This is a genomic window from Pseudomonas sp. GM60, assembly GCF_000282415.1.
GTDB classification, from domain to species: domain Bacteria; phylum Pseudomonadota; class Gammaproteobacteria; order Pseudomonadales; family Pseudomonadaceae; genus Aquipseudomonas; species Aquipseudomonas migulae.
The window spans coordinates 1-23739 of sequence record NZ_AKJI01000048.1; the positions used below are offsets into that span (position 1 = coordinate 1).

At 60.0% G+C, this 23739-nt stretch carries 22 protein-coding genes; 8 read left to right on the top strand and 14 right to left on the bottom strand.

All coding sequences use genetic code 11. The features are described from left to right. Window positions 1–178 precede the first annotated feature (178 nt). From pepN to PMI32_RS16600, 6 genes are read right to left on the bottom strand one after another with little or no spacing between them, the layout of a single operon-like run. A complete protein-coding gene (gene pepN / locus PMI32_RS16625; protein ID WP_008028589.1) occupies window positions 179–2836 on the bottom strand; it encodes an aminopeptidase N in 2658 nt (885 codons plus the stop codon). A gap of 10 nt (window positions 2837–2846) precedes the next feature. Continuing rightward, window positions 2847–3677 carry a DUF2797 domain-containing protein gene (locus PMI32_RS16620; protein ID WP_008028590.1) on the bottom strand — a complete coding sequence of 277 codons (831 nt, stop codon included), beginning with the start codon at window positions 3675–3677 and terminating at the stop codon, window positions 2847–2849. Further along, a complete protein-coding gene (locus tag PMI32_RS16615; protein ID WP_008028592.1) occupies window positions 3674–3934 on the bottom strand; it encodes a YeaC family protein in 261 nt (86 codons plus the stop codon). Before PMI32_RS16615 ends, PMI32_RS16620 begins: the two co-directional genes overlap by 4 nt. Window positions 3935–3961: 27 nt before the next feature. Continuing rightward, window positions 3962–4831 (bottom strand): rhomboid family intramembrane serine protease, encoded by an 870-nt coding sequence (locus PMI32_RS16610; RefSeq protein ID WP_008028595.1) that lies wholly within the window; start codon window positions 4829–4831, stop codon window positions 3962–3964. Further along, a complete protein-coding gene (locus tag PMI32_RS16605) occupies window positions 4828–5802 on the bottom strand; it encodes a metallophosphoesterase (protein ID WP_177318882.1) in 975 nt (324 codons plus the stop codon). The genes PMI32_RS16610 and PMI32_RS16605 overlap by 4 nt, the downstream gene beginning before the upstream one ends. Continuing rightward, window positions 5799–6689, bottom strand: coding sequence for an NAD(+) kinase (locus tag PMI32_RS16600; RefSeq protein ID WP_008028599.1), 891 nt, complete (start codon window positions 6687–6689; stop codon window positions 5799–5801). The genes PMI32_RS16605 and PMI32_RS16600 overlap by 4 nt, the downstream gene beginning before the upstream one ends. 112 nt (window positions 6690–6801) lie before the next feature. Between PMI32_RS16600 and PMI32_RS16595 the strand changes: the two genes are divergently transcribed. Further along, the gene (locus PMI32_RS16595) at window positions 6802–7752 is read left to right on the top strand and encodes a DUF1853 family protein (RefSeq protein ID WP_008028600.1); all 951 of its coding nucleotides are present in this window, start codon (window positions 6802–6804) and stop codon (window positions 7750–7752) included. Window positions 7753–7854: 102 nt separating this feature from the next. On the opposite strand, the gene PMI32_RS16590 is transcribed toward PMI32_RS16595, so the two are convergent. The 3 genes from PMI32_RS16590 to PMI32_RS16580 form a co-directional block, all read right to left on the bottom strand. Next, window positions 7855–9138, bottom strand: a complete 1284-nt coding sequence (locus PMI32_RS16590) for an arsenic transporter (protein WP_008028602.1) — start codon at window positions 9136–9138, stop codon at window positions 7855–7857. Between the two features lie 29 nt (window positions 9139–9167). After that, the gene (locus PMI32_RS16585; RefSeq protein WP_008028603.1) at window positions 9168–9515 is read right to left on the bottom strand and encodes a metalloregulator ArsR/SmtB family transcription factor; all 348 of its coding nucleotides are present in this window, start codon (window positions 9513–9515) and stop codon (window positions 9168–9170) included. A gap of 134 nt (window positions 9516–9649) precedes the next feature. Continuing rightward, window positions 9650–10210 (bottom strand): NADPH-dependent FMN reductase, encoded by a 561-nt coding sequence (locus PMI32_RS16580; RefSeq protein WP_008028605.1) that lies wholly within the window; start codon window positions 10208–10210, stop codon window positions 9650–9652. 176 nt (window positions 10211–10386) lie between these two features. Between PMI32_RS16580 and PMI32_RS16575 the strand changes: the two genes are divergently transcribed. Both PMI32_RS16575 and PMI32_RS16570 read left to right on the top strand, forming a co-directional pair. After that, window positions 10387–10614: a hypothetical protein gene (locus PMI32_RS16575; protein WP_008028606.1), complete on the top strand. Its 228-nt coding sequence runs from the start codon at window positions 10387–10389 to the stop codon at window positions 10612–10614. A gap of 88 nt (window positions 10615–10702) precedes the next feature. Beyond that, entirely contained in the window at window positions 10703–11596 is an 894-nt protein-coding gene (locus PMI32_RS16570; protein WP_008028608.1) for a LysR family transcriptional regulator, read from the top strand. On the opposite strand, the gene PMI32_RS16565 is transcribed toward PMI32_RS16570, so the two are convergent. The 3 genes from PMI32_RS16565 to dnaQ all read right to left on the bottom strand — a co-directional run bounded on the left by PMI32_RS16565 (window position 11562) and on the right by dnaQ (window position 15443). Continuing rightward, window positions 11562–12176 carry a GNAT family N-acetyltransferase gene (locus tag PMI32_RS16565; RefSeq protein ID WP_008028610.1) on the bottom strand — a complete coding sequence of 205 codons (615 nt, stop codon included), beginning with the start codon at window positions 12174–12176 and terminating at the stop codon, window positions 11562–11564. The two genes, PMI32_RS16570 and PMI32_RS16565, sit on opposite strands and share 35 nt — an antisense overlap. A gap of 14 nt (window positions 12177–12190) precedes the next feature. Further along, entirely contained in the window at window positions 12191–14446 is a 2256-nt protein-coding gene (ldcA, locus tag PMI32_RS16560; RefSeq protein ID WP_008028612.1) for an Orn/Lys/Arg family decarboxylase, read from the bottom strand. Window positions 14447–14684: 238 nt separating this feature from the next. After that, complete coding sequence (gene dnaQ, locus PMI32_RS16555) at window positions 14685–15443, bottom strand: DNA polymerase III subunit epsilon (protein WP_008028614.1); 759 nt, start codon at window positions 15441–15443, stop codon at window positions 14685–14687. Window positions 15444–15633: 190 nt separating this feature from the next. On the opposite strand from dnaQ, the gene PMI32_RS16550 reads away from it, so the two are divergent. Then, complete coding sequence (locus PMI32_RS16550; RefSeq protein WP_008028616.1) at window positions 15634–15945, top strand: DUF2388 domain-containing protein; 312 nt, start codon at window positions 15634–15636, stop codon at window positions 15943–15945. Window positions 15946–16051: 106 nt separating this feature from the next. On the opposite strand, the gene rnhA is transcribed toward PMI32_RS16550, so the two are convergent. Both rnhA and PMI32_RS16540 read right to left on the bottom strand, forming a co-directional pair. Next, the gene (rnhA, locus tag PMI32_RS16545) at window positions 16052–16504 is read right to left on the bottom strand and encodes a ribonuclease HI (RefSeq protein WP_008028618.1); all 453 of its coding nucleotides are present in this window, start codon (window positions 16502–16504) and stop codon (window positions 16052–16054) included. 90 nt (window positions 16505–16594) lie between these two features. Continuing rightward, window positions 16595–17353, bottom strand: a complete 759-nt coding sequence (locus PMI32_RS16540; protein WP_008028619.1) for a methyltransferase domain-containing protein — start codon at window positions 17351–17353, stop codon at window positions 16595–16597. A 65-nt stretch (window positions 17354–17418) separates the two neighbouring features. Here PMI32_RS16540 and gloB point away from each other — a divergent pair, with 65 nt between their 5' ends. The 4 genes from gloB to PMI32_RS16520 all read left to right on the top strand — a co-directional run bounded on the left by gloB (window position 17419) and on the right by PMI32_RS16520 (window position 23737). After that, window positions 17419–18186, top strand: coding sequence for a hydroxyacylglutathione hydrolase (gene gloB, locus PMI32_RS16535; RefSeq protein ID WP_008028631.1), 768 nt, complete (start codon window positions 17419–17421; stop codon window positions 18184–18186). A 99-nt stretch (window positions 18187–18285) separates the two neighbouring features. Continuing rightward, on the top strand, window positions 18286–19743 hold the full coding sequence (locus PMI32_RS16530) for a transglycosylase SLT domain-containing protein (protein WP_008028633.1): 1458 nt from the start codon (window positions 18286–18288) through the stop codon (window positions 19741–19743). A 341-nt stretch (window positions 19744–20084) separates the two neighbouring features. Next, window positions 20085–21899, top strand: coding sequence for an extracellular solute-binding protein (locus tag PMI32_RS16525; protein WP_443216513.1), 1815 nt, complete (start codon window positions 20085–20087; stop codon window positions 21897–21899). Beyond that, window positions 21896–23737, top strand: a complete 1842-nt coding sequence (locus tag PMI32_RS16520) for an extracellular solute-binding protein (protein WP_008028635.1) — start codon at window positions 21896–21898, stop codon at window positions 23735–23737. The genes PMI32_RS16525 and PMI32_RS16520 overlap by 4 nt, the downstream gene beginning before the upstream one ends. Window positions 23738–23739 lie beyond the last annotated feature (2 nt).

Here is a 23739-nt window from a genome sequence, read left to right on the forward strand (position 1 = left end):
CCGTACGTCAGGGGCAAAGCCTTTTGGTTCCTTTTCGGCGTTTGGAAAAGGGACTCGCCGTAAGGGCGAAACCATAAGCAGCCGTTACCGCAGCAATGGATATGCACACCATCAAAAAACGCGCCCGACACACAACCTTCGCGGGCAAGCCTCGCTCCTACAGGTTCCAAAGCCACACTCAGGCCAGGCTTTTGCTGACCACTTCAAACACATCGCTAGACAGTTGACCCGAAGCACGAATCCGCTCCAGCTCCCCTTTCATCAACGCCTGACGAGCATCGTCGTATTTGCGCCAGCGCGTCAGCGGCGCCAGTTGGCGAGAAGCAATCTGCGGGTTGAACCCGTTCAGTTCGATGACCAGATCCGCCAGGAAGCGATACCCCGAACCATCCGCCGCATGGAAGTTGATCAGGTTCTGCCCGGCAAACGCACCGACCAACGCCCGCACCTTGTTCGGGTTCTTGATGTTGAACGCCGGATGCTGCATCAACTGACGCACCCGCTCCAGCCCACCCGGCAGCGTGCTGCCCGCCTGAACGCTGAACCACTGATCCATGACCAGCGGATTGTCCTTGAAGTGCTCGGCAAAACCGGCCAGCGCCAGGGCTTTTTCTTCTTCGAACGGCGAATTCACCAACACCGCCAATGCCGTCAGGCGCTCGGTCATGTTGTCGCTGGTCTCGAACTGCTCAAGCGTCGCCGCCATTACTTGCGATTGACCACTGAGCATCAGGTACGACAGCGCAATGTTCTGCAAGGCGCGACGGGCAAAGTGCTCGGCTTCGGCAATGTACGGGGTTTGTTTCGACAGATCGCGGTTGGCCTGGTAACGCGACCACAACGCATCGAACAAACCGTCTGCCAATGCCTTGCGGGCAAACTCGCGAGCGATGTGGATGGCGTCGACGTCAGCCACTTCGCTGATCTCGGTCAGATACGCCTCACCCGGCAGCGAGAGCATTTCGGCGACCATTGCCTGATCCAGCGACTCGTCCGACAGCACGGTACGCAAGGCCGAAATCAGGCGCTGATCCAGCACCAGTTTCTCGCCCTTCTGCTGCTGGGCGATCAGCTCTTGCAGCACTTGCACCGACAATTGCTGACCGGCATCCCAGCGATTGAAACCGTCGCTGTCGTGCTGCATCAGGAACATCAGTTGGTCGCGGTTGTATGGGAAGCTCAGTTTCACCGGCGCCGAGAAGCCGCGCAGCAACGAAGGCAGCGGTTGCTCAGCGATATCGACGAAGGTGAAGGTCTGTTCGGCTTCGGTCACCGAAATGACGCGCGAGGTGCCCTGGGCGCTGGCTTCGCCGGACAGGCGCAAGGCAACAGGCGCGCCTTTGGCGTCCAGCAGGCCCAATTCAACCGGGATCACAAACGGCAGTTTTTCAACCTTGTCCGGGGTCGCCGGGCAGCTTTGACGGAACGTCAGGCTGTAGGTTTTCGCTGCTGCGTCGTAGGACTCGCTCACCGCCAGACGCGGCGTGCCAGCCTGGCTGTACCAGCGTTTGAACTGGGTCAGGTCGACACCGTTGGCATCTTCCATGGCCTTGATGAAGTCATCGCAGGTCACGGCCTGGCCGTCATGGCGCTCGAAATACAGGTCGCTGCCTTTACGGAAACCGTCGGCGCCGAGCAAGGTGTGGATCATGCCGACCACTTCCGAGCCCTTTTCGTACACGGTCAGGGTGTAGAAGTTGGAAATCTCGATGAAGCTGTCCGGGCGCACGGCGTGAGCCATGGGACCTGCGTCTTCGGCGAACTGGTGAGTACGCAGGTAAGCCACGTCCTGGATGCGCTTCACGGTGGCCGAGTTCATGTCGGCGGAGAAACCGGAATCGCGGAACACGGTGAAGCCTTCCTTCAGCGACAACTGGAACCAGTCCCGGCAGGTCACGCGGTTGCCCGACCAGTTGTGGAAGTATTCGTGAGCGACGATCGCTTCCACACGCTGGTGCGCGGCGTCGGTCGCGGTTTCGGCGCGAGCCAGCACGGCGCTGGAGTTGAAGATGTTGAGGCCCTTGTTCTCCATGGCGCCCATGTTGAAGTCGTTGACCGCAACGATCATGAAGATGTCCAGGTCGTATTCACGACCGTAGACTTCTTCGTCCCAGCGCATGGATTTCTTCAGGCTGTTCATGGCGTGCTGGCACTTGTCGATGTTTTCCGGTTCGACGTAGATGCGCAGCGCCACGTTGCGCTCGGTCATGGTGGTGAAGGTGTCTTCGACGCACCACAAATCACCGGCCACCAATGCGAACAGGTAGGCCGGTTTCTTGAACGGGTCTTCCCAGGTTGCCCAATGACGGCCGTCTTCGCCAGGACCGCTGGCAATCGGGTTGCCGTTGGACAGCAGCACCGGGTAGCTGTGCTGTTCCGCGACAACCGTGGTGGTGAACGTGCTCATCACGTCCGGGCGGTCGAGGTAATAGGTGATCTTGCGGAAGCCTTCGGCCTCGCACTGGGTGCAGAACATCGTGCCGGACTTGTACAGGCCTTCCAGCGCGGTGTTGGTTTCCGGGTGAATGCGTACGCTGGTGTCGACCGTGAAGCTGGTGCTGGCCGGATGCAGCGTCAAATGGTTCTCGGTCAACTGATAGTCGGCAGCGGTAAGTTCGCGGTCGGCCAGGGTCACCGACAGCAGATCGAGTTGCTGACCGTCCAGCACCAGCGGTGGCAGGCCCGGGCCACGCTCAGGGTTGCGGCGCATCACCAGTTGCGCATGGACCAGGCTGTGGTCCTCGAACAACTCGAAGGTCAGGTGCGTCTCGTCGATCAGGTACTCAGGCGCCTGATAGTCTTTCAAATAGATCATCTTCGGTTGTTCGGTGCGCATGCTGGAGTCCTTACTGATGCACGGCGAGCTGATAAGCCGTGTATTTACGAATATTGATCACGCCGGTGTCGAAGATCAGGTACTGGCCCTTGATTCCCAGCAGCGTGCCTTCGGCAATCGGGTTCTTGTCCAGGTTGAAGCTGACGATTTTGGCCGGGTATTGCTCCACCGGATAACGGATTTCCAGCGGCTCGACATCGCTAATAGTCTGGATCGCCTGCAGACCAAATCGTTCCTGCAAGGTTTGCAGGCCTTCGGCGCAGCTTTCAAACAGCTGATCGCGAACTTCGGCCAGGTCCACCGAAACCGCTTCGCCCTTGAGTAAAGCACGCCAGTTGGTCTTGTCCGCCACCTGACTGCGGAACAGGTCTTCGACGAAGCCTGACTGCTGACGGGTCGCAACACGCATGATCGGCAACGCCTGACGAGCGCCCTGGTCGATCCAGCGCGTCGGCAGTTGGGTCGCGCGAGTAATCCCGACTTTGACCCCGGACGAGTTCGACAGATACACGATGTGATCGGTCATGCAGAACTTCTCGCCCCACTCCGGCTCACGGCAGGTGCCGGCGTCGTAGTGGCAGCGCTCCGGGCTCATGATGCAGACATCGCACTGCGCCAGTTTGGTCATGCACGGGTAGCAGTAACCCTGGCTGAAACTGGTTTTGGTCTTGCGTCCGCAATGGCAGCAGTGGATCGCCCCCAGGTATTCCAGACGTACCGTGGTGCCGATCAACGGGTTGACCGGCACTTCGACATCGTCCAGACGAAACGCGTACTGCACGTCGGACCCGTCCAGGCGGGCCGACATTTTACTGATTGCACCGCGGCCAATCTCGATCAATGGATGGCATCCGACTTGAACAAAATATTTGGCACTTCAATCGACTTCGAGCCGCATTCCTGCACGCCCATGTAACCGGTGCGCTGGTCTTCGGGCAGGTTCTGGATTTCCCAGGCGATCATCGCTTGCAGCGACAGTTCGCGTTGCTCGGCGGTGAGTTTGCCACCGTCGGACCATTTGCCGATTTCCACCGCCAGTTTCAGGCTCTGGTAGATATCGGGGGTGATGTTTTTGATCATTTCGTTAAAAGAGGACATCAAGGTCTCCGAACTTACATAACTTTTTTAGGCGGCCAGTTTACGGCGGTTGTACAAACCACCCAACAAACCGGTGAAGCATCCGATGAGTAACCCGCCGACGTGGGCGGCGTTGGCGATTTCACCGAAGCCGATCATCGAGACCAGCCCGGACAGGCACAGCAGCAGCCACACCAGCATCATCACCAGCACCCCGCGAGGCAGTCGATAAGCGCGGCTTGGCGACAGGAGCTGAAAGATCCAGCAATGCCCGAGCAGGCCATACAGCACGCCGGACAACCCGCCAAACAAGGTCGGGCCGCTGAAATAAAACTGCGCGTAGTTCGACACCAGGGCGAACAGCAGGGTCAGGCCGATCAGGTTGATGCCGCCTTGACGCGACTCAATGCGTCGCCCCAGTTCCCAATACCACATGCCGTTCATGGCCAGGTGGAGGATGCCGAAGTGGATCAGCATCGGCGTCACCAGACGCCACCACTGCCCCGCTGCCAGGCTTTCGGCCAATGGCGTGAAATGGATGTATTCGCCGACCACCCGAAAATCGAGGAAGGTCAACCAGCGCATCGTGTCGAGGTTTTCGCCCAACAGCGTCACCGCACCGACGATCAGGCTCAGCAGCAGCACCGCCGCCGTCGCTTTGGCGTGGCGCAATTGCTCGACGAAACCGGGACGCTTCGTGGTTATCGCCACCGGGATGTCCAGTTGCTGATCGGGATCACCCGCCGGAAAACGCTCGTACAACGCACGCACGTCTTCACTGATATTGGCGGGCACCCACAGCACCTGCTCGCCCTGCTCTTCGCTGACCCGATGCGGCACCTGCATGCGTTGCAGCAGTTTGACGAACCCGCTCAGATCCACCGCCAGTGGCAGGCGTAAAACGGCCACGGCGCTCATCGCAGTGCCTCCGGCCGTTCGACGTCGACCCAGACGAATTTGTGCGGATCGAGCCGGGTTTCCTGGTCCAGTCGATAGGCGACCAGCTTGCCGTAAAGCACCGCGCTGTAATCCAGGCAGGCCAGGTTCGGGCGGATCGGCGCCGGTTTGCCGCTGCGCCAGTAGTGGCCGACGAACAACAAGGGCTCGTCAACGCCATAGCGCAGCAAGGTGTTTTTCTCGGTGGACGACAGCGGCGTCCGGGCCACGGGTTCCGGTAAAGCGTCAGGCTGGAACACGATGTCTCCGTAGGTTTGCGGGTCGTCTTCCCAGAATTTGGTGCGGAAGAACGAGCGCGTCAGGCCATCGCCGCTGGTCATGGTCAACCCGTCAGGCAAACGCATGTCGGTGCCGCGCAGCAAACGGTCGAACACGGTGCAGGCAAAACTGCCCGGCACGGCCGAGGCCTGGAGGAAATGTTCATCGACGCAGCCATCGGAAAACAGCGCGCGCAGCGGCTCGATCAGGCCCGAATCCCAGCAGGCATGGACCACGCGAAAACGCCCGGCATCCACAAACAGCGGCAGTTCGTAGAACCATTGCTGGAAGTCATGCCAGTCGGCGGGATGGTCTTCAAACTGGGTCAGGGTTTCACCCAGCAGGCGCGCATGACGCGGCGTGTGTTCACGGACGAATTGCTTGCCGCTGCCCGGCGGCGCTGGCGTGCTCCAGCCGAGTGCGTTGAATTCATGGTTGCCCATGATGCACAACGCCTGGCCGGCCTCGACCATGTCGTGGACGATGTGCAGCGCCTCGCGAATCCGCGGGCCGCGGTCGATGATGTCACCGACGAACACCGCCATGCGCGACGGATGCCGCCAGACGCCGGCCTGTTTGTGATAACCGAGCAGGTCGAGCAAGTGCTCAAGGGTCAGGGCGCAACCGTGCACGTCACCGATAAGGTCATAACTTCGCGCGGGATCGAGCATCAGTCGCCTCCACCCCCCAACTTGCTGCCCCAGCCGAGCTTGGTCCGGCAGACTTCGTAGTAATTGTGGTCAAGCGGATGAATCAGCCGCAGCTTCTGCGCTTTCTTGCTCACGGTGATGGTGTCACCCGGCGCGCAGGTGAAGTGGTTCTGCCCGTCACAGGAGACTTGCGGGTAGATCTGCATATCCTTGGACACGACGATTTTCAGCTCACTGTTGCCATCGACCACAATCGGTCTACCCGACAAGGTATGGGGGTACATCGGCACAATCACAATAGCGTCAAGTTTGGGGTGCATGATCGGGCCGCCCGCCGACAGCGCGTACGCGGTCGAGCCGGTCGGCGTGGAGACGATCAGGCCGTCGGCCTTCTGGCTGCAGACAAACTGGCCATCGATGTACAACTCGAACTCGATCATGCGCGTCGATTTGCCGGGGTGCAGCACCACATCGTTCAGCGCATCGCCCTGGCCAATGGCCTCGGCGTGGCGGCGGACTTCGGCTTGCAGCAGGAAGCGGTTTTCCACCAGATAGTGGCCGTCGAGTACTTCGGCGACTTTGACTTCCAGTTCATCGGGGCGAATATCGGTCAGGAAACCGAGGCTGCCACGGTTGATGCCGAGCACCGGAATATTGTGTCGGGCCAGTGCGCGTGCGGCGCCAAGCAGGCTGCCGTCACCGCCGACCACAATCACCATGTCACAGACTTCACCGAGCATCTTGCGCGACGAAGTTTGCAGGCCATGACCTGGCAGGACTTCAGCGATGGTGTCTTCGAGGATCACGTGCAGGTGACGATCGAGCAGAAACCGTTTCAGTCGGCGGACGGTATCCAGCACCTGCGAACTGCCCAGGCGACCGATGATGCCGATATTACGAAATTGCTCCATGGTGCCCCTACGGTTTGCGACGGCGAAAACCACGATTATGGGCGAAAGCGCGGGATAGACAAAATCCTTTCAGCCACAAGGGCGCACTCAGGTTTAGGGCTATGCTCGCAAGATGATCCTATTTCCCGATTTGCTGCAGTTACCCCACCAGTTGCGCCACCCCGAGGTCCGCGACCTGGCCTGGGTCATCCTCGCGCCGCCGATGCTGGAGGTCACGCCGTGGCCGCAACGCCATCCACTGGCCGGCAGTGACTGGGTGCAGGCGCCGGAACGGCTGGAACTCTGGCTACGGCAACTGGATCACGACAGCTACGACTTGCTGCACTGGCTGGCCCAGGCCCGGACCCGGCGCCTGGGTCTGTATTACGAACGGCTGTGGCAATACGCGGTGCGCCATGCACCGGGCATCGATCTGATTGCCGCGAACATGCCAATCCGTCGCGAAGGCCACACGCTGGGCGAACTGGACATGCTGCTGCGCGATCGCGACGGCGTGCATCACCTGGAATTGGCGATCAAACTTTACCTCGGCCCGCAAAATGGCGCGGGGCATAACACCGCGCAATGGCTGGGGCCGGGCTGCCATGATCGGCTGGACCGCAAACTGGCGCACCTGAGCCAGCATCAGCTGCCGATTTCCGCGCGACCGGAGAGCCGCGAGGTCCTGGCGGCGCTGGACATCCAGCAGTTCAGTGCGCATTTGTGGCTGGGCGGCTATCTGCTTTATCCGTGGCCGGGGCAATCCGAAGCCCCAAGCGGTGCGCACCCGCAGCATTTGCGCGGTAGCTGGCTGCATCAAAAGGACTGGAATGATTTTGTCACGCAGCGCCCGTTCGGTCGCTGGCAACCCCTGCCCCGCCATGCCTGGCTGGCACCGGCGCACTACCCGGCCGAGCAGACGTGGAGCACGCAACAGCTGCAAGCGTGGCTGAGCGATCTGGAACCGCTGGCGCCGGCGCAGTTGCTGGTGCGGTTGATCGAGAATGCCAATGGGGAGTGGGAGGAAGCGGAGCGGTTGTTTCTGGTGGCGGACCTTTGGCCGAATGTGCCGGGTGGGGGTTGAGATTTGCGGTATCCGGGAGGACGTCATCGCCGGCAAGCCGGCTCCTACAGTTGCTCACAAGTCCTGTAGGAGCCGGCTTGCCGGCGATAGGGTCGATGCGGTCTAAACGGACAACCGCACAGCCAACGCCGCCAACGTCACCAACAACACCGGCACCGTCAACACAATCCCGACCTTGAAGTAATACCCCCAGCCGATCCGAATGCTCTTGCGCTCCAGCACATGCAGCCACAACAACGTCGCCAGACTGCCAATCGGCGTAATCTTCGGCCCCAGGTCACTGCCGATCACGTTGGCGTAGATCATCGCCTCCTTCACCACTCCGCTCGCCTGACTCGCGTCAATCGACAGCAGACCAATCAGCACCGTCGGCAGGTTATTCATGATCGACGACAACAGCGCCGTCAGCACACCCGTGCCCATGGCCGCGCCCCAGACGCCGTAACCGGCAAAACCGTCCAGCCAACCCGCCAGATACCCGGTGAGCCCGGCGTTACGCAGGCCGTAGACCACCAGATACATGCCCAGCGAGAAAATCACGATCTGCCACGGCGCTTCTTTCAGCACCTTGCGCGTGGAAATCTTGTGGCCTCGGGCAGCAATGGCCAGCAGCAACGCCGCGCACACCGCCGAAATGGCGCTGATGGGAATACCCAGCGGTTCCAGCGCAAAACACCCGATCAGCAGGATCAGCAACACCGCCCAACCGGCATAAAACGTCGCCTTGTCGTGGATCGCACTGGACGGATGCTCCAGTTGCTCAGGATCGTAATCCTTGGGAATGTCGCGCCGGAAAAACCACATCAACACCGCCAGTGTCGCCGCAACGCTCACCAGGTTGACCGGAACCATCACCGCCGCGTAGCGATTGAAGCCAATGTGGAAGAAGTCGGCGGAAACGATGTTCACCAGATTCGACACCACCAATGGCAGGCTGGCAGTGTCGGCAATAAACCCGGCGCCCATCACGAACGCCAGGGTCGCCGCCGGGGAAAAGCGCAACGCCAGCAGCATGGAAATCACGATGGGCGTGAGAATCAGCGCCGCCCCGTCGTTGGCAAACAAAGCCGAGACCAGCGCGCCGAGCAGCACCATATAGGCAAACAACTTGCGCCCACTGCCCCGTCCCCACCGCGCGACATGCAGTGCCGCCCAGGCAAAGAACCCCGCCTCATCCAGCAACAGGCTGATGATGATCAGCGCGACAAAAGTGCCGGTGGCGTTCCAGATGATCTGCCACACCAGCGGAATATCACTGAGGTGCACCACACCGAAAATCAGCGCCAGCACGGCGCCGAACACCGCACTCCAACCGACACCGAGGCCTTTGGGTTGCCAGATCACCAGGGTGATGGTCAGCAGGAAAATCAACGACGCAATGAGCATGCAAAGCAGCCTTCAACAGAAATCAGGGATTAACAGCAACGTACAGGTCGATCGGTCATGGCTTGAAGGCGTGCGACATCGGCAGCCAGCCAGCCTTGATGTTCAGCCAGCGCGCCGTGCAGCAGAGTGACGACCCAAGGCGCCAGGTCCGGGTGCAGGCGATAGAACACCCATTGTCCCTGACGGCGGTCCGCCAACAGGCCATTACTGCGCAAGAGCGCCAGGTGACGGGAAATTTTCGGCTGACTCAAGTCCAGCCCGGCCGTCAACTCGCACACGCACAACTCGCCTTCGCGGGCGATCAACAGCGCGATACGGCTGCGCGTGTCATCGGCCAGGGCCTTGAAAACATCGACGGGACTGTAAGAGTCGGACATACAGGGAAACGCCTCCGGACAAACGAGGCGTGAATATATGGAATTTCGAATATCCAGTAAAGCAAAGTCTGGAAACGATTGTTTGATGCCGCCGCTGCCGAGCCTGCATTCGGCAGCGGCTATCAAAGTGATATTCAGACTTTCTTATGCTGCTCGACCCACTGCCCGTAAGCATTGATGAAACTCTGCAAAAACGGCTTCACCGTCTCGGACAATCTGCCCGCTTCATCGAAGGCCGAACCGGCACCGCTCAAGTAGGCTTCCGGTTGTTGCATGCAAGGCACATTGAGAAACACCATGGACTGGCGCAAATGATGGTTGGCGCCAAACCCGCCGATAGCCCCCGGTGAACAGCTGATGACCGCACCCGGCTTGCCACCCCAGGCGCTCTTGCCATACGGACGCGAACCGACGTCGATTGCGTTCTTCAACGGCGCAGGAACCGAACGGTTGTATTCCGGGGTGACGAACAGCAACGCGTCGGATGAACTCACTTGTTGCCGGAAAGTGCTGTAGGCTGCCGGCGGTGATTCGCCATCGATGTCTTCGTTGTAGAGCGGCAAGTCGCCAATTTCGACGATGTTGAGCTTGAGATTTGCAGGTGCCAGATCGGCCAGGGCCAACGCCACCTTGCGGTTGATCGATTCCTTTCTCAAGCTGCCGACCAGAACGGCGATCGTGTAGACATTGCTCATGGAAGATTCTCGACTGTCCGATGGAAAGAGCTTGTAGTTATAGATGACGATTCAAGCAGTGGGCGACTGAAAAACGCCGCCCCTGACTATTTTTTTCCTGTAGGAAAACTTACCTCGCCCAACCACGGTCTACAGAACCGCAAATTGAGTGATTTATCTCCAGAGGTTCTAAGCAGATGGCAGCAGTACTCGTCAGTCAGTTCCATGCAAGAGACGCGGAAGGCCGTGTCTATTCCGTGCATGAGTTCCAGGAATCCACCCCTTCGGCAGACGGCCTCACCGCTGTCACCACTTACAAGCTGGCCATTGGCGATCGCGTCAACAAGCTTGATGAGAACGAGTTTCTGCTGGTGCAATCGGGCGTCACCCTCATTCGTGAACCCGAAGCCAGCGTCGCCTCATAACCTCGCGTTATGAGCAGAAGTCTTATGCGCGGACTTGGGTTAGGATTCAGCCACTGACTCCCTCACCTGCTGAACATGGACTTCACGCATGCGTTTACGTCATATCGAAGTGATCCAGGCGCTCCTGCAGACCGGTCACCTTGGCACCGCCGCCGAATGGCTGCAGCTGCCAGTGGCCGAGGTCGAAGGTATTCTGCGTGACGCCGAGAGTCAGTTGGGTTTCATGCTGTTTTCCAGCGTGCGTGGACGCTTGCAAGCCACGCGCGAGGCGCGGGAGCTACAAGTCGAAATCGCCCACGTCTACGATGCGCTCGAGCCGGTCCTGCGACTGGCCAGCAGCCTCAAGCAATACCAGGCCCCACCCCTTCGCATCATTTGCACGCCGCCCCTGGCACAACAGTTGTTGCCACAGAGCATCGCGGCGTTGCGTCGGCGTCTCCCCGACGTGCCTTGCAGCCTCCTGAGCCAACCCACCCGCGACATCGTCAGAAGCCTGCTGCTGCGCGAAAGCGATCTGGGCCTGAGCCTGCACGACCCCGACCACGCCGATATTCATTGCCAGGTGATTGCCCAGGGCAAACTCCAGCTGCTCGCCCCCCATGGCTGGCTGCAACCGAAGCAGAAGTACATTTCGCTGCAAGACCTGGCGGGGCAGTCGATGGTCGGCCTGGAAGGTCATGATCCGCTGAGCCCGGCACTCGACAACAAACTGCACGCCCTGCGCCCTGCCCCGGTGATTCACACCCGGGTTCAGACTCACCAGATGATGCGCAGCATGGTCGAAGCCGGTGAAGGCCTGGCGATTGTCGACCCGTTCACCGCGCTCGGGGCCAAATCCGCCGGCCTGGATGCCTGCCCGCTGGCGCCCGCCGTGCCGATCAGCGTCTACGCCCTGACCCTGAAGAACGGCGAGCCTTCCCCTGCTCTTCAGGCTCTGCTGGACATCGTCACGGAACAAGCCGTGGCGATGTTGGCGAACTGATCGGGCTTTCCAGCGGATTGTCGAATAATCGATACCAGAACAATGCGATTTCGGCGGTGTTCGGGTCGATGCCGCGATAGCGCAGATGATCGACACCCCCCATCACATAACCGCAGCGCTCATACAGCCGACACGCGCCCAGATTGTTGTTCTGGGTTTCTAGCATGATGCCCGGCAGTTTTTTCTTGCGGCTCCAGAACTGCGCCACATCCAGCAGCGCCTTGGCCACGCCATGCCGACGGGCCGGCGCGTGGACCGCCAACTCATCGATATGGGCAAAGCCGTTCCAGTTGGTGCTGACCACCAGGTGGCCCACCGGCTCATCATCGAGATAAGCCATGAAAATCGCGCTGTCGGCGGCGTCGCGGAAACTGCTGAATTCCTCGGGATCGATGCCATAGCACTTGCGGTAAGGGGTGATTGACGTGACCGCCCATTGCTCCATCGGTTTGCCGATTTCGGCGGCGACATAGGCCGTGACTTCAAAACTGAAATCACTGCCCCAGATGTAAGCCGCAAAGCCGTCGTCGGCAACGCGAACCGACAGCCCTGGGTATTTCGGATTCATGACCGGTTGCATACTGGGAAAGGTCCTCACTCCTTGATGCAATCGACGGTGTAATGCCGTCCATTGCCCTCGTCTTCGTGTTGCAAGCCGTGCACATCAACGACAAATCCCGGGAAACTGCTATCGAACGTGCGGGCAAACGCCAGGTAATCGATGATCGAGTGGGTCGACTCGGTGAAACGTTCGCCGGGCATGATCAACGGGATCCCCGGCGGATACGGCACCAACATCACCGCGGCGATGCGGCCGTCCAGTGCATCGATGGACACTGCTTCCACCTCGCCACGCACCAGATGATCATAAGCGTCAGCCGGCTTCATGGCGATTTCCGGCAACACGGTGTACATGCGTTTGAGATGTTTGGCCGTGGCATTGCTGCGGTAACAGGCGTGCAGTTGATCGCACAAATCGCGCAGCCCCATGCCCTTGTAACGCGCGCCTTCCTGTTGCGCCACGCAGGGCAGGCAGGTCACGAGACTGACGTTGGCGTCATAACTGCGCTTGAACTCCAGCAACTCGGTCAGCAACGTGCTCCATTTGCCCTTGGTGATGCCCATGGAGAACAGCACCAGAAATGAATAGAGCCCGGTCTTCTCGACCACCAGCCCGCGCTCCCAGAGGAATTTGCTGACCACCGCCGCCGGAATCCCGCGCTCGCTCAACGCACCGCCGGCGGTGAGGCCCGGCATCACCAGCGTGACTTTGACCGGATCGAGCAGCACATAGTCATCGGTCACGCCGCCAAAGCCGTGCCAGTCGGCATCGGGTTGCAGCAGCCAGTCTTCCGTCACCACGCGCTCGATGCCTTCCACCGACGGTGGCTGCCAGATGGAGAACCACCAGTCATCAGCGGCAATGTGCTGACGCAAATTCGCCAGTGCCCGACGGAAACTCAGGGCTTCGTCGAACATCTCCTGCAACAGCGAGCGACCTGCCGGGCCTTCCATCATCGCCGACGCCACATCCAGAGAGGCGATGATGCTGTACTGCGGCGACGTGGAGATGTGCATCATGAACGCTTCGTTGAAGCGGTCGCGATCCAGTTGCCGCGCACCGCCGTCCTGGACGTGAATCATCGAGGCCTGACTGAACGCCGCCAACAGTTTGTGGGTGGAATGGGTGGTGAATACCAGCGGGCTGTCCGCGCTGCGCGCAGTGCCCATGCCGTAACGTCCGGCAAAAAACTCGTGAAACGCCGCATAGGCATACCAGGCCTCATCGAAATGCAGCACCTCGACGCTGTTGCCCAGGCTTTGCTTGATCAGTTCGGCGTTGTAACAGAGCCCGTCGTAGGTCGAATTGGTCACCACCGCCAGTTTGACCTTGGGCGCACGGCCCTTGGTCAACGGGCTGGCGTCGATCTTGGCCTGAATCGATTCGCGGCTGAATTCACTCAGCGGAATCGGGCCGATGATCCCCAGCTCGTTGCGTTCCGGGCACAGGTACAACGGAATCGCGCCAGTCATGATGATCGAGTGCAGCACTGACTTGTGGCAGTTGCGGTCTACCAGCACCAGGTCATCGCGGGCGACCATCGAATGCCAGACGATCTTGTTGGCCGTCGAGGTGCCATTGATCACGAAAAAGGTGTGATCGGCGCCAAAGTTGCGCGCCGCTCGCGCTTCCGCCTCGGCCAGAGGGCCGGTGTGGTCGAGCAGCGAACCGAGTTCCGGCACCGACACCGACAAGTCCGAACGCAGGGTGTTTTCCCCGAAAAACTGGTGAAACGCCTGCCCCACCGGGCTCTTGTGATAGGCCACGCCGCCACCGTGGCCGGGCGTGTGCCAGGAATAATTGGAGTCGGCGGTGTGTTGCACCAACGCCTTGAAGAACGGTGGCAGCAGGCCATCCAGGTATTTGCGCGCGGCTCGCGCGACCTGCCGCGCCAGAAACGGCACGGTGTCTTCGAACAAATAGAGAATGCCGCGCAGCTGATTGAGCTCGTCCATTGCATCGGCCGGGGCGTTTTCCAGCGTCACCTGCTCGCCCAGCGCGAAAATCGGCAAATCCGGCGCACGCACCCGCGCCAGACCGATCAGTTCGGCCATGTTCTGCAACAGATGGGAGTTGGCGCTGGGGTCTTCGGCGGCGATCAACATGCACGAGAGGCCATGATGGGTCGACGCGACCAACCGCCCCTCGGTGTAATCCATTGCCGAGACAATGCTGAAACCTTCCTGCTCCAGCTCCCGGGCGATGCCACGCACCCGATCACCGGCAACCGTGTCGGCCTTGATGTCGCGATGGACGATCAAGACCGGGAATCTCAAATCTTTATACATGGGGCTCAGAGTCCTGAGGCGGCAGTCCGTAGCCTGCCAATAACCTCAGGGTAGAGGGTTGAGGCGCTTGTGGCGAGTGCAATGCCCCGAAATGGGTCATCGATATCATTGGTGGATCGCATGCCCCTGTAGGAGCCGGCTTGCTGGCGATGGCGTCCGTTCAGGCGATGAACGTATCGACTGCCCCACCGCAATCGCCAGCAAGCCGGCTCCTACAGGTTAGTGTCTATCTCGAGATTTACGCCTGAGCTTCAGCCTCGGCCAGTTGCTGCCACAGCGATGGCGCACCAGCGGATTTGGCGATGACTTCCAGACGGGCCATGTGCTGCGCCAAATCATCTTCACTGGCGCGGATGATACGGGTTGGCTGGCGATCGGCCGGCAAACGGCGGATTTCCGTAGCGGAGTTGTCCGCCCCTTCACCAGACCCGTTGCCGTCGGACGCATTGCCGGCCAGCGACAGGCTGGTCTGGCCGCCGGTCATGGTCAGGTAAACGTCGGCGAGAATCTCGGAGTCGAGCAAGGCGCCGTGGAGTTCACGACCGGAGTTGTCGACGCCATAACGTTTGCACAAGGCGTCGAGGCTGTTGCGCTGCCCCGGGTGACGTTCCCGGGCCATCATCAGGGTGTCGAGGATCGAGCAGTGTTGCGTGATGTCCGCACGATCGTGCTGGCCCATCAGGGCGAATTCGTTGTTGATGAAGCCAACGTCGAACGCCGCGTTATGGATGATCAGCTGCGCGCCCTTGATGAATTCGAAAAACTCATCAGCCACTTCAGTGAAGCGCGGCTTGCCCACCAGGAATTCGTTGGTGATGCCGTGAACGCCGATGGCGCCTTCATCACTCTCGCGGTCCGGTTGCAGGTAAACGTGAAAATGCCGGCCGGTCAGGCGTCGACCGATCAACTCGACACAACCGATTTCGATAATCCGGTGGCCGTCGGTCACCGGCATGCCGGTGGTTTCGGTATCGAGTACAACGGATCTGGTGGCCATCAGTGCTCAGCTCTCAACGGGTCAATCGTGCAAAAGTGGCGATGTTAACACGCCCACGAGATCAGGCGTGCGCACAGGCAAATGACTGAAGCTCATGCAGTTTTTAACAATCATTAGCAATGTTCATAAAGTCTGGCAAAGAACGGCTTGATAGCGTGCGCGGCTTGTTTCCGATGGATTTGAGTTCGTCATGACCACCACACAAACGCTTCGCCTGCTGGTTCTGAGCAGTTGCCTGATCGCAACCACCGCCCAGGCCACCAGTTTTGTAATCAGCACCGATATCACGTTGAGCCTGACCTTGAGTTCGTCCAAGGGCACGAGCGGATCATTCAAGGACGACAAGATTGTGCTGGCGGCCAAGGATGATGCGGCAGCGTTTGTGGCGAGTGACGGGGAGATTCGCGGGGCGCGGATTGAAGCGGCATTTGAGAGGATTCGGGGTGGACTGAGCGATCAGTATTCAGACCAACAACTGGCCAACGCCATTTTGATGCTGTGAACACCGACTTTGTAGGAGCCGGCTTGCCGGCGATAGCGCCCCCGAGATCAATACAAGTCTCGGGACCTATCGCCAGTAAGCTGGCTCCTACAGAGGTCGGGGCGGGTCAGGCTTGTTTGTAACCGCGCACTTCATCCACGCCACGGTTAGCCAACTGGTCGGCCCGCTCGTTGCCGTGATGCCCGATGTGCCCGCGCACCCACTTCCAGGTGACGTTGTGGCGGTTGACCTGCTCGTCCAGCAATTTCCACAGGTCAGCGTTTTTTACCGGCTCTTTCGCCGCCGTTTTCCAGCCGCGTTTCTTCCAGTTGTCCATCCATTCGTTGATGCCTTTCATCACATACTGCGAGTCCGTCACCAACAGCACGTCGCAGGAACGCTTCAGTTCTTCCAGCCCGCGAATCGCGCCCATCAGCTCCATGCGGTTGTTGGTGGTGTTGGCTTCGCCACCCCAGAGTTCTTTTTCAACGCCCTTGCACACCAGCAATGCGCCCCAGCCGCCTGGGCCAGGATTGCCCTTGCAGGCGCCGTCGGTGAAGAGTTCTACGCTATCGCTCATGCCAATCTATCCAGAAAATGCGGTGGCCCGCCGATCGTTGATCGACGATGCCCGAGGCCGGGACGCGCCCGGCCGGGAATATAAAAAGTGTTACGGCTCGATGTTGCGGCGGTTGACCTTGGCCATCGGCAATGGAATCAACTTGCCCATCGGCTCGCGACGTTCCTGACGAACCGGCCGCAGGCCGACCACAATTTTGCGCGCGACCAATAAATAGAAGCCGCCACCCGACAGTTGCCAGTCACCGGCCTTGCGCTCCCAACCGGCCAAACGGGCTTGCCAGGCGGGGGACGCAAGCGGCGGACGATAGCACCCGAAGCGGCGTTTCTCCAGCGCGAAGCCCAGCAGGTTCAGCCAGTCGGCGACCCGCGACGGCGAAATGCATCGAGCCTTGCGCAAGGCGTCATGGGCGAATACGTGGCGTAAGCCCCAACTGCTCCAGGGGTTGATCCCGATGATCAGCAAATGCCCGCCGGGACGCACGCTGCTCGCCGCTTCGCGCAGCAAACCATGGGGCGACAGGCAGAAATCCAGGCCGTGCTGCAACACCACCACATCGGCAGCATGCTCGCTCAACGGCCAGGCCTGCTCTTCACACACAATCTCGACACCCGGCAATGGCGCACCCAGCCGCACATTGCGCTGGACCTGCGGCGCCGACGGCGGTGTCTCGGCCGAAGGACCGTAATGCACCAGATAGCCACCGAAGAAGCGCCCCAGCTCGTCTTCGAGCATGCGTCGTTCTTCGTCCAGCAGAAACTGCCCGAGGGGGCCGGACAGCCATTCACGGGCCGCGCTGATCAGGGCCAGCCAGTCAGGATCAGCCTGAGCGAACGCTTTATCAGTCATTGCATTCTCCAACGCGCCAGGAAGTTCTAAGATGCGCCATTGTTTTCCGCTTGGCGAATCCGACGATGATACAGATCAGTGCCCTGCCCGCCTTCACCGACAACTACATCTGGTTGTTGCAAGACCCCGACACGCGACGCTGTGCGGTGGTCGATCCCGGCGATGCCGCGCCGGTCCAGGCCTGGCTCGCGGCGAATCCGGGTTGGGCACTGAGTGATATTTTGATCACTCATCATCATCACGACCATGTCGGCGGCGTCGAGCAGCTGAAAAAAGCGACGGACGCGAAGGTCTACGGCCCGGCCAGTGAAACCATCCCGGCGCGGGATGTCGCGCTCAAGGACAACGACCGTATCAGCGTGCTGGGTTGGGACTTCGAGGTGATCTCCGTTCCCGGCCATACCCTGGGGCACATTGCCTACTACCATCAGGGCCTGCTGTTTTGCGGCGACACCCTGTTCGCCGCCGGTTGCGGGCGGTTGTTCGAAGGCACGCCCGAGCAAATGCACACCTCGCTGACACGCCTCGCCTCCCTTCCCGAGGATACGCAGGTGTATTGCACGCATGAATACACCCTGAGCAACCTGCGTTTCGCCGCAGCGGTCGAACCGGGTAATCCGCACACTGCCGCACGGCTGGCAAAAGTCACCGAACAACGTGCAGTAGGCATCATCACGCTGCCTTCGTCGATCGCTCTGGAAAAGCTGACAAACCCGTTTTTGCGTACCGGCGAAACATCCGTTAAAGAAAAAGTGGACGAACGGAATGGCACCTATAACCGGGCTCCGAGTGCGGTTTTTGCTGCTCTGCGCGCTTGGAAGGATAAGTTCTGAGAGGGCTTGCCGTTGGTGCGAAAAATCTGAATGGTTGACCGCAGAGGGTGCGCTTTCTAGAATCGCCCGACATTTTTGCCCGGAACTTACTTCCAGCCAATGTCGTCATCTATTCGTAAAGCCATCAATTCAGACGCATTGACCCGCTTGGCTCAAGCCATAGCGGTGGCTGTGTCCGCCACTCTGGCGGGCTGTTCCAGCCATGTGCCGCAGACCGACGCGGCACATACCCCGAATATCGCCGCGCGAGCCAAACAGAAGCCCATCTGGCTCAGCGAAAAGCCTAGCCCGCAAATTCCACAGGACGTCTGGGAGCGCATGCGCCAGGGCTTCCAGTTGCAGGAAGGCCTGGGCGTCAACCCGCGCATCGAGCAACAGCGCCTGTGGTTCGCCAGCAACCCTTCCTTCCTCGAAAACGCCGGCGAACGCGGCAGTCTCTACATTCACTACATCGTCGAACGCCTTGAAGAACGCAACATGCCGCTGGAACTGGCACTCCTGCCAGTGATTGAAAGCGCCTACAACCCAATGGCCTATTCCCGGGCCGACGCGGTTGGCCTGTGGCAGTTCATTCCTTCCACCGGGCGTTACTTCAACCTGCGCCAGACCCGTTTCTACGATGGCCGTCGCGACATTACCGCGTCGACCACCGCCGCGATGGATTACCTGACCCGTCTGCACGACATGTTCAACGGCGACTGGCTGCTGGCCCTCGCGGCTTACAACGCGGGTGAAGGCACGGTCAGCCGGGCCATCGAACGTAACGAAAGACTTGGCCTGCCTACCGATTACTGGAACCTGCCACTGCCGTCCGAAACCCAGGCCTATGTGCCGAAGTTGCTGGCCCTGTCGCAAGTGGTCCTGGCACCCGAAGCCTACGGGGTAAACCTCAACCCGATCGCCAACGAACCGTATTTCCAGGCCGTCGAAATCAACCAGCGCATGGACCTGTCCAAGGTTGCAGCGGTGGCCAATATCGACGAAGACGAGTTGTTCCAGCTCAACCCGGCCTTCAAGCAGCGCACCACCACTCTGGACGGCCCTCAGCATTTGCTGGTGCCGACGTCCAAGGCGCAATTGCTGACCGCCAGCCTGTCGACCATGCGCCCCGAAGAGCTGATTAGCAAGAAGTCGCTCAAACCGGTGTTCGAAGGCGCAGACGATACCCAGATCGCCAGCCTCAAACGCGCCTACCGCGTGAAACGTGGTGACAACCTCGGCACCATCGCCAAGGCCAACAAGGTCGACGTAAAAGACCTGCAACGCTGGAACAAGCTGACTGGCAAGGACCTCAAGGTTGGCCAGACGCTGGTGATGCAGGACAAGACCAAGCGCAGCTCCGGACGCGTCAACACCGTAGTGGCCGCCAACACCAAGACGAATAGCAAGACGGACACCAAGAAACCACAGACCCAATACAAGGTCCAGCAAGGTGACTCGCTGTACATCGTGGCCAAGCGTTTCAACGTTGAAATGCAGCACCTCAAGCGCTGGAACCCGCGTGTCGGCCAGGCGCTGAAGCCGGGTCAGATGTTGACGGTTGCTTCGCCGCACTAAAAAAATGCCCCTGACTTCAGGGGCTTTTTTTTGCCCAAATACCATAAACAGGTTCACACAAACCCTGTAGGAGCCAGCTTGCTGGCGATGGTCGTTAACGATAACGCGTGAAATCTGGTTAAACGCGGCGCACTTGAGACCATCGCCAGCAAGCTGGCTCCTACAGGGGTTGTGTACGACGAGCGATCAAATAGGTTTCCAGGCCTCCACAAGGGATCTGCCCCGGCAATTAAGGGGTCGTTAAATCCCCGTCTTTTTCCTGTCCATACAAGCTGTTACTGTACGGCCCACAAAGCCCAAGCCGCCTGGATCGGATCTCTGACTTGAAGCGTCCCCTCCTCCTGCTCCTCATCAGCCTGGCCTTGAGCTCCTCCGCAAGTGCGACGATCAGCGAAAGCCATGGTTATGCGCAGTTCGGCACGCTCAAGTACCCGGCCAGATTTACCCATTTCGACTGGGTCAACCCGCAAGCGCCCAAGGGCGGTACGTTGCGGGTGATGGCGTTTGGCACCTTCGATACGCTCAACCCGTACACCTTCAAGGGCTCAAGCCCGGTTTCCACCGCGAATTTCCTGCAGTACGGCATCAACGAGCTCAACGAGCCGCTGATGGTCGGCACCGGCCAATACGCGCCGTCCGGCGACGAACCCACCTCCAGTTATGGCCTGATCGCCCAATCGGTGGAATACAGCGAAGACCGCAGCTGGGTGGTGTTCAACCTGCGCCCCGAAGCCCGCTTTCACGATGGCACGCCGATCACCGCGTATGACGTCGCGTTCTCTTATCGATTGCTGCTCAAGGAAGGCCATCCGCAATACCGCACCAATCTCCAGGAAGTGTTGCGGGTCGACGTGCTCAACCCGCAGCGCATCCGTTTCGTCTTCAAGCGCGCTGGCAACCCACTGCTGATCTTGCGCCTGGGTGAGTTGCCGGTGCTGCCGCAGCATTACTGGAAAGGTCGCGACTTCAAGGCCACCACCTTCGAGCCGCCGCTGGGAAGTGGCCCTTATCGCATGACCTCGGTCACGCCCGGGCGCCAGATTGTGTTTGAACGGGTCAAGGATTACTGGGGCAAAGATCTTCCGGTCAATCGCGGCAAGTACAACGTCGACCGCATGGAAGTCGAGTTCTACCGCGACAGCGACGTCGCGTTCGAGGCCTTCAAGGCCGGCGAGTTCGACATCTACATCGAGCATCAGGCGAAGAACTGGGTTAACGGTTACAACTTCCCGGCCGTGCGACGAGGCGATGTCATCAAGGCGCAGATCCCGCACCAGATCCCGACCCAGAGCCAGGGCCTGTTCATGAACACCCGGCGCCCGGCTTTCTCCGACGCGAAGCTGCGCGAAGCGCTGGGGCTGATGTTCGATTTCGAGTGGACCAATCGCACGCTGTTCAGCGGCGCTTACAAACGCGCCATGAGTTACTACCCCAACAGCGAATTCTCGGCCACCGGTCTGCCGGTCGGTCATGAGTGGTTGATGCTCAAGCCGTACCGCGAGCAATTGCCCGCCAAACTGCTCACCGAGCCGTTCAGCCTGCCGCAGACCCAAGGGCGCGGCATTCCGCGGGACACCATGCGCCAGGCCTTGAGCCTGCTCGCGGAGGCCGGCTGGAAGCTCAACGGTCAGCGGGTCGAAAACGCCAAGGGCCAGCCGCTCTCGCTTGAGATCCTGCTGGTCAACCCGAACCTGGAGCGCATCCTCCAGCCTTATGTCGAGAACCTCGCCAGTATCGGCATCGACGCCCGGTTGCGCACAGTGGATCGCGCCCAGTACAAACAGCGCCTCGACCAGTTCGATTTCGACATGATTCTGATGACCCTGAACCAGACCCTCAGCCCCGGTCTGGAACAATGGCAGTATTTCCATTCCAGCCAGGTCGGGGTCAAGGGCAGCAAAAATTACGCGGGCATCGCCAACCCGGTGGTTGACCATTTACTCGAGCAACTGCTCGCCGCCCAGACCCGCGATGAACAGGTTGCCGCCGGCAAAGCCCTGGACCGCGTGTTGTTATGGCAACACTACATCATTCCCAACTGGTACCTCAATTATCACCGCCTGGCCTACCGCAACCGGTTCGCCTTCGTCACCACGCCGCCCTATACGCTGGGCCTGAGCGCGTGGTGGCTGAAATCTTCGGAGAAAGATCGATGAAACCCGTACGCGCCCTGCTCTTGCAGGCCAGCGGCCTGTTGTTCGCCGGGCTGGCCTGCGCCGCGCCGCAACACGCCCTGACCTTGTACAACGAGCCGCCGAAATACCCGGCCGACTTCAAACATTTCGACTACGTGAATCCGGACGCGCCCAAGGGCGGGGTCTTCCGTCAGGCCGGCTTCGGCGGCTTCGACAGCCTCAACCCGTTCATCAGCAAAGGCGTGTCGGCCGGCGACATCGAGCTGATCTACGACACCCTGGCCAAACAGGGACTCGATGAACCGTTCACCGAATATGGATTGGTTGCCGGCAAGATCGAAAAGGCCCCGGACAACAGCTGGGTGCGTTTCTACCTGCGCCCCGAAGCGCGCTTCCACGACGGTCATCCGATCCGTGCCGAAGACGTGGTGTTCAGCTTCGAAACCCTGATCAAGGACGGCGCGCCGATGTATCGCGGTTACTACAGCGACGTCGCTGAAGCAGTCGCCGAAGACCCGCTGACCGTGCTGTTCAAGTTCAAGCACACCAACAACCGCGAACTGCCGTTGATCCTCGGCCAGTTGCCGGTACTGCCCAAACACTGGTGGGCGACCCGGGACTTCAACAAGGGCAACCTGGAAATGCCGTTGGGCAGCGGCCCGTACAAGGTCAGCGAGGTGAAGGCCGGGCGCTCGATTCGCTACGAGCGGGTCAAGGATTACTGGGGCAAGGACCTGCCGGCCAACCGTGGTTTCTACAACTTCGACGTGATGACCACCGATTACTACCGCGACAACACCGTGGCCCTGGAAGCACTCAAGGCCGGACAGTTCGATTACTGGCTGGAGATGAGCGCGAAGAACTGGGCCAACGCCTACAACATTCCGGCGGTTGCCGAAGGTCGGCTGAACAAGGAACAGATCCCCAACGGCAACCCGACCGGCATGCAGGGTTTTGTCTTCAACCTGCGCCGTCCGGTGTTCCAGGACGTGCGCGTGCGCCAGGCGCTGACGTTGTTGCTGGACTTTGAATGGACCAACAAGCAACTGTTCAACGGCGCCTACGTGCGCACCCGCAGTTTCTTTGAAAACTCGGAAATGGCCGCCACCGGTTTGCCGGATGCCGATCAGTTGGCCATTCTCGACCCGTTCCGCGGCAAGATCCCCGAACAGGTATTCATCGAGGCCTTCCAGAACCCGGTGACCGACGCCAGCGGCATGATCCGCACGCAGCAGCGCAAGGCTTATCAGCTGTTGCAGGAAGCCGGCTGGCGGATTGTCGACGACAAGATGGTCGACGCCAACGGCAAACCGGTGAACATCGAATTCCTGCTGGCCCAGACCGAGTTCGAACGGGTGCTGCTGCCGTTCAAGCGCAATCTCAGCGACCTGGGGATCGACCTGGTGATTCGCCGGGTCGACGTCTCGCAGTACATCAATCGCGTGCGTTCGCGGGACTTCGACATGATTGTCGGCAGTTTCCCGCAATCCAACTCGCCGGGTAACGAACAGCGCGAATTCTGGATGTCTGCCGCCGCCGACAAACCCGGCAGCCGCAACTCCATGGGCCTGAAAGACCCGGTGGTGGACCAACTGGTCGAGCAACTGATCAACGCCGATTCGCGCAAAAGCCTGGTGGCTCACGCCCGTGCACTGGACCGCGTGCTGCAATGGGGTTATTACGTGATCCCCAACTGGCACATCAAGACTTGGCGCGTGGCTTACTGGAACCATATCGGCCACCCTAAAATTTCACCCAAGTACGACATCGGTACGGCCACCTGGTGGATCAAGCCCAACGTGACACCGGCGATAGAAGTCGAAACCAAACTGCAAGCCGACCCTGCGGGCACGGAGTAATA

Bases quoted from the DNA above. Each gene is read 5' to 3' on its own strand.
- pepN (WP_008028589.1), bottom strand. From the start codon at position 2,836: ATGCGCACCGAACAACCGAAGATGATCTATTTGAAAGACTATCAGGCG.
- PMI32_RS16550 (WP_008028616.1), top strand. From the start codon at position 15,634: ATGACCACCACACAAACGCTTCGCCTGCTGGTTCTGAGCAGTTGCCTG.
- dnaQ (WP_008028614.1), bottom strand. From the start codon at position 15,443: ATGGCCACCAGATCCGTTGTACTCGATACCGAAACCACCGGCATGCCG.
- PMI32_RS16575 (WP_008028606.1), top strand. From the start codon at position 10,387: ATGGCAGCAGTACTCGTCAGTCAGTTCCATGCAAGAGACGCGGAAGGC.
- ldcA (WP_008028612.1), bottom strand. From the start codon at position 14,446: ATGTATAAAGATTTGAGATTCCCGGTCTTGATCGTCCATCGCGACATC.
- PMI32_RS16610 (WP_008028595.1), bottom strand. From the start codon at position 4,831: ATGAGCGCCGTGGCCGTTTTACGCCTGCCACTGGCGGTGGATCTGAGC.
- PMI32_RS16530 (WP_008028633.1), top strand. From the start codon at position 18,286: ATGTCGTCATCTATTCGTAAAGCCATCAATTCAGACGCATTGACCCGC.
- rnhA (WP_008028618.1), bottom strand. From the start codon at position 16,504: ATGAGCGATAGCGTAGAACTCTTCACCGACGGCGCCTGCAAGGGCAAT.
- PMI32_RS16570 (WP_008028608.1), top strand. From the start codon at position 10,703: ATGCGTTTACGTCATATCGAAGTGATCCAGGCGCTCCTGCAGACCGGT.
- PMI32_RS16600 (WP_008028599.1), bottom strand. From the start codon at position 6,689: ATGGAGCAATTTCGTAATATCGGCATCATCGGTCGCCTGGGCAGTTCG.
- PMI32_RS16540 (WP_008028619.1), bottom strand. From the start codon at position 17,353: ATGACTGATAAAGCGTTCGCTCAGGCTGATCCTGACTGGCTGGCCCTG.
- PMI32_RS16585 (WP_008028603.1), bottom strand. From the start codon at position 9,515: ATGTCCGACTCTTACAGTCCCGTCGATGTTTTCAAGGCCCTGGCCGAT.
- PMI32_RS16590 (WP_008028602.1), bottom strand. From the start codon at position 9,138: ATGCTCATTGCGTCGTTGATTTTCCTGCTGACCATCACCCTGGTGATC.
- PMI32_RS16595 (WP_008028600.1), top strand. From the start codon at position 6,802: ATGATCCTATTTCCCGATTTGCTGCAGTTACCCCACCAGTTGCGCCAC.
- gloB (WP_008028631.1), top strand. From the start codon at position 17,419: ATGATACAGATCAGTGCCCTGCCCGCCTTCACCGACAACTACATCTGG.
- PMI32_RS16565 (WP_008028610.1), bottom strand. From the start codon at position 12,176: ATGCAACCGGTCATGAATCCGAAATACCCAGGGCTGTCGGTTCGCGTT.
- PMI32_RS16615 (WP_008028592.1), bottom strand. From the start codon at position 3,934: ATGTCCTCTTTTAACGAAATGATCAAAAACATCACCCCCGATATCTAC.
- PMI32_RS16580 (WP_008028605.1), bottom strand. From the start codon at position 10,210: ATGAGCAATGTCTACACGATCGCCGTTCTGGTCGGCAGCTTGAGAAAG.
- PMI32_RS16520 (WP_008028635.1), top strand. From the start codon at position 21,896: ATGAAACCCGTACGCGCCCTGCTCTTGCAGGCCAGCGGCCTGTTGTTC.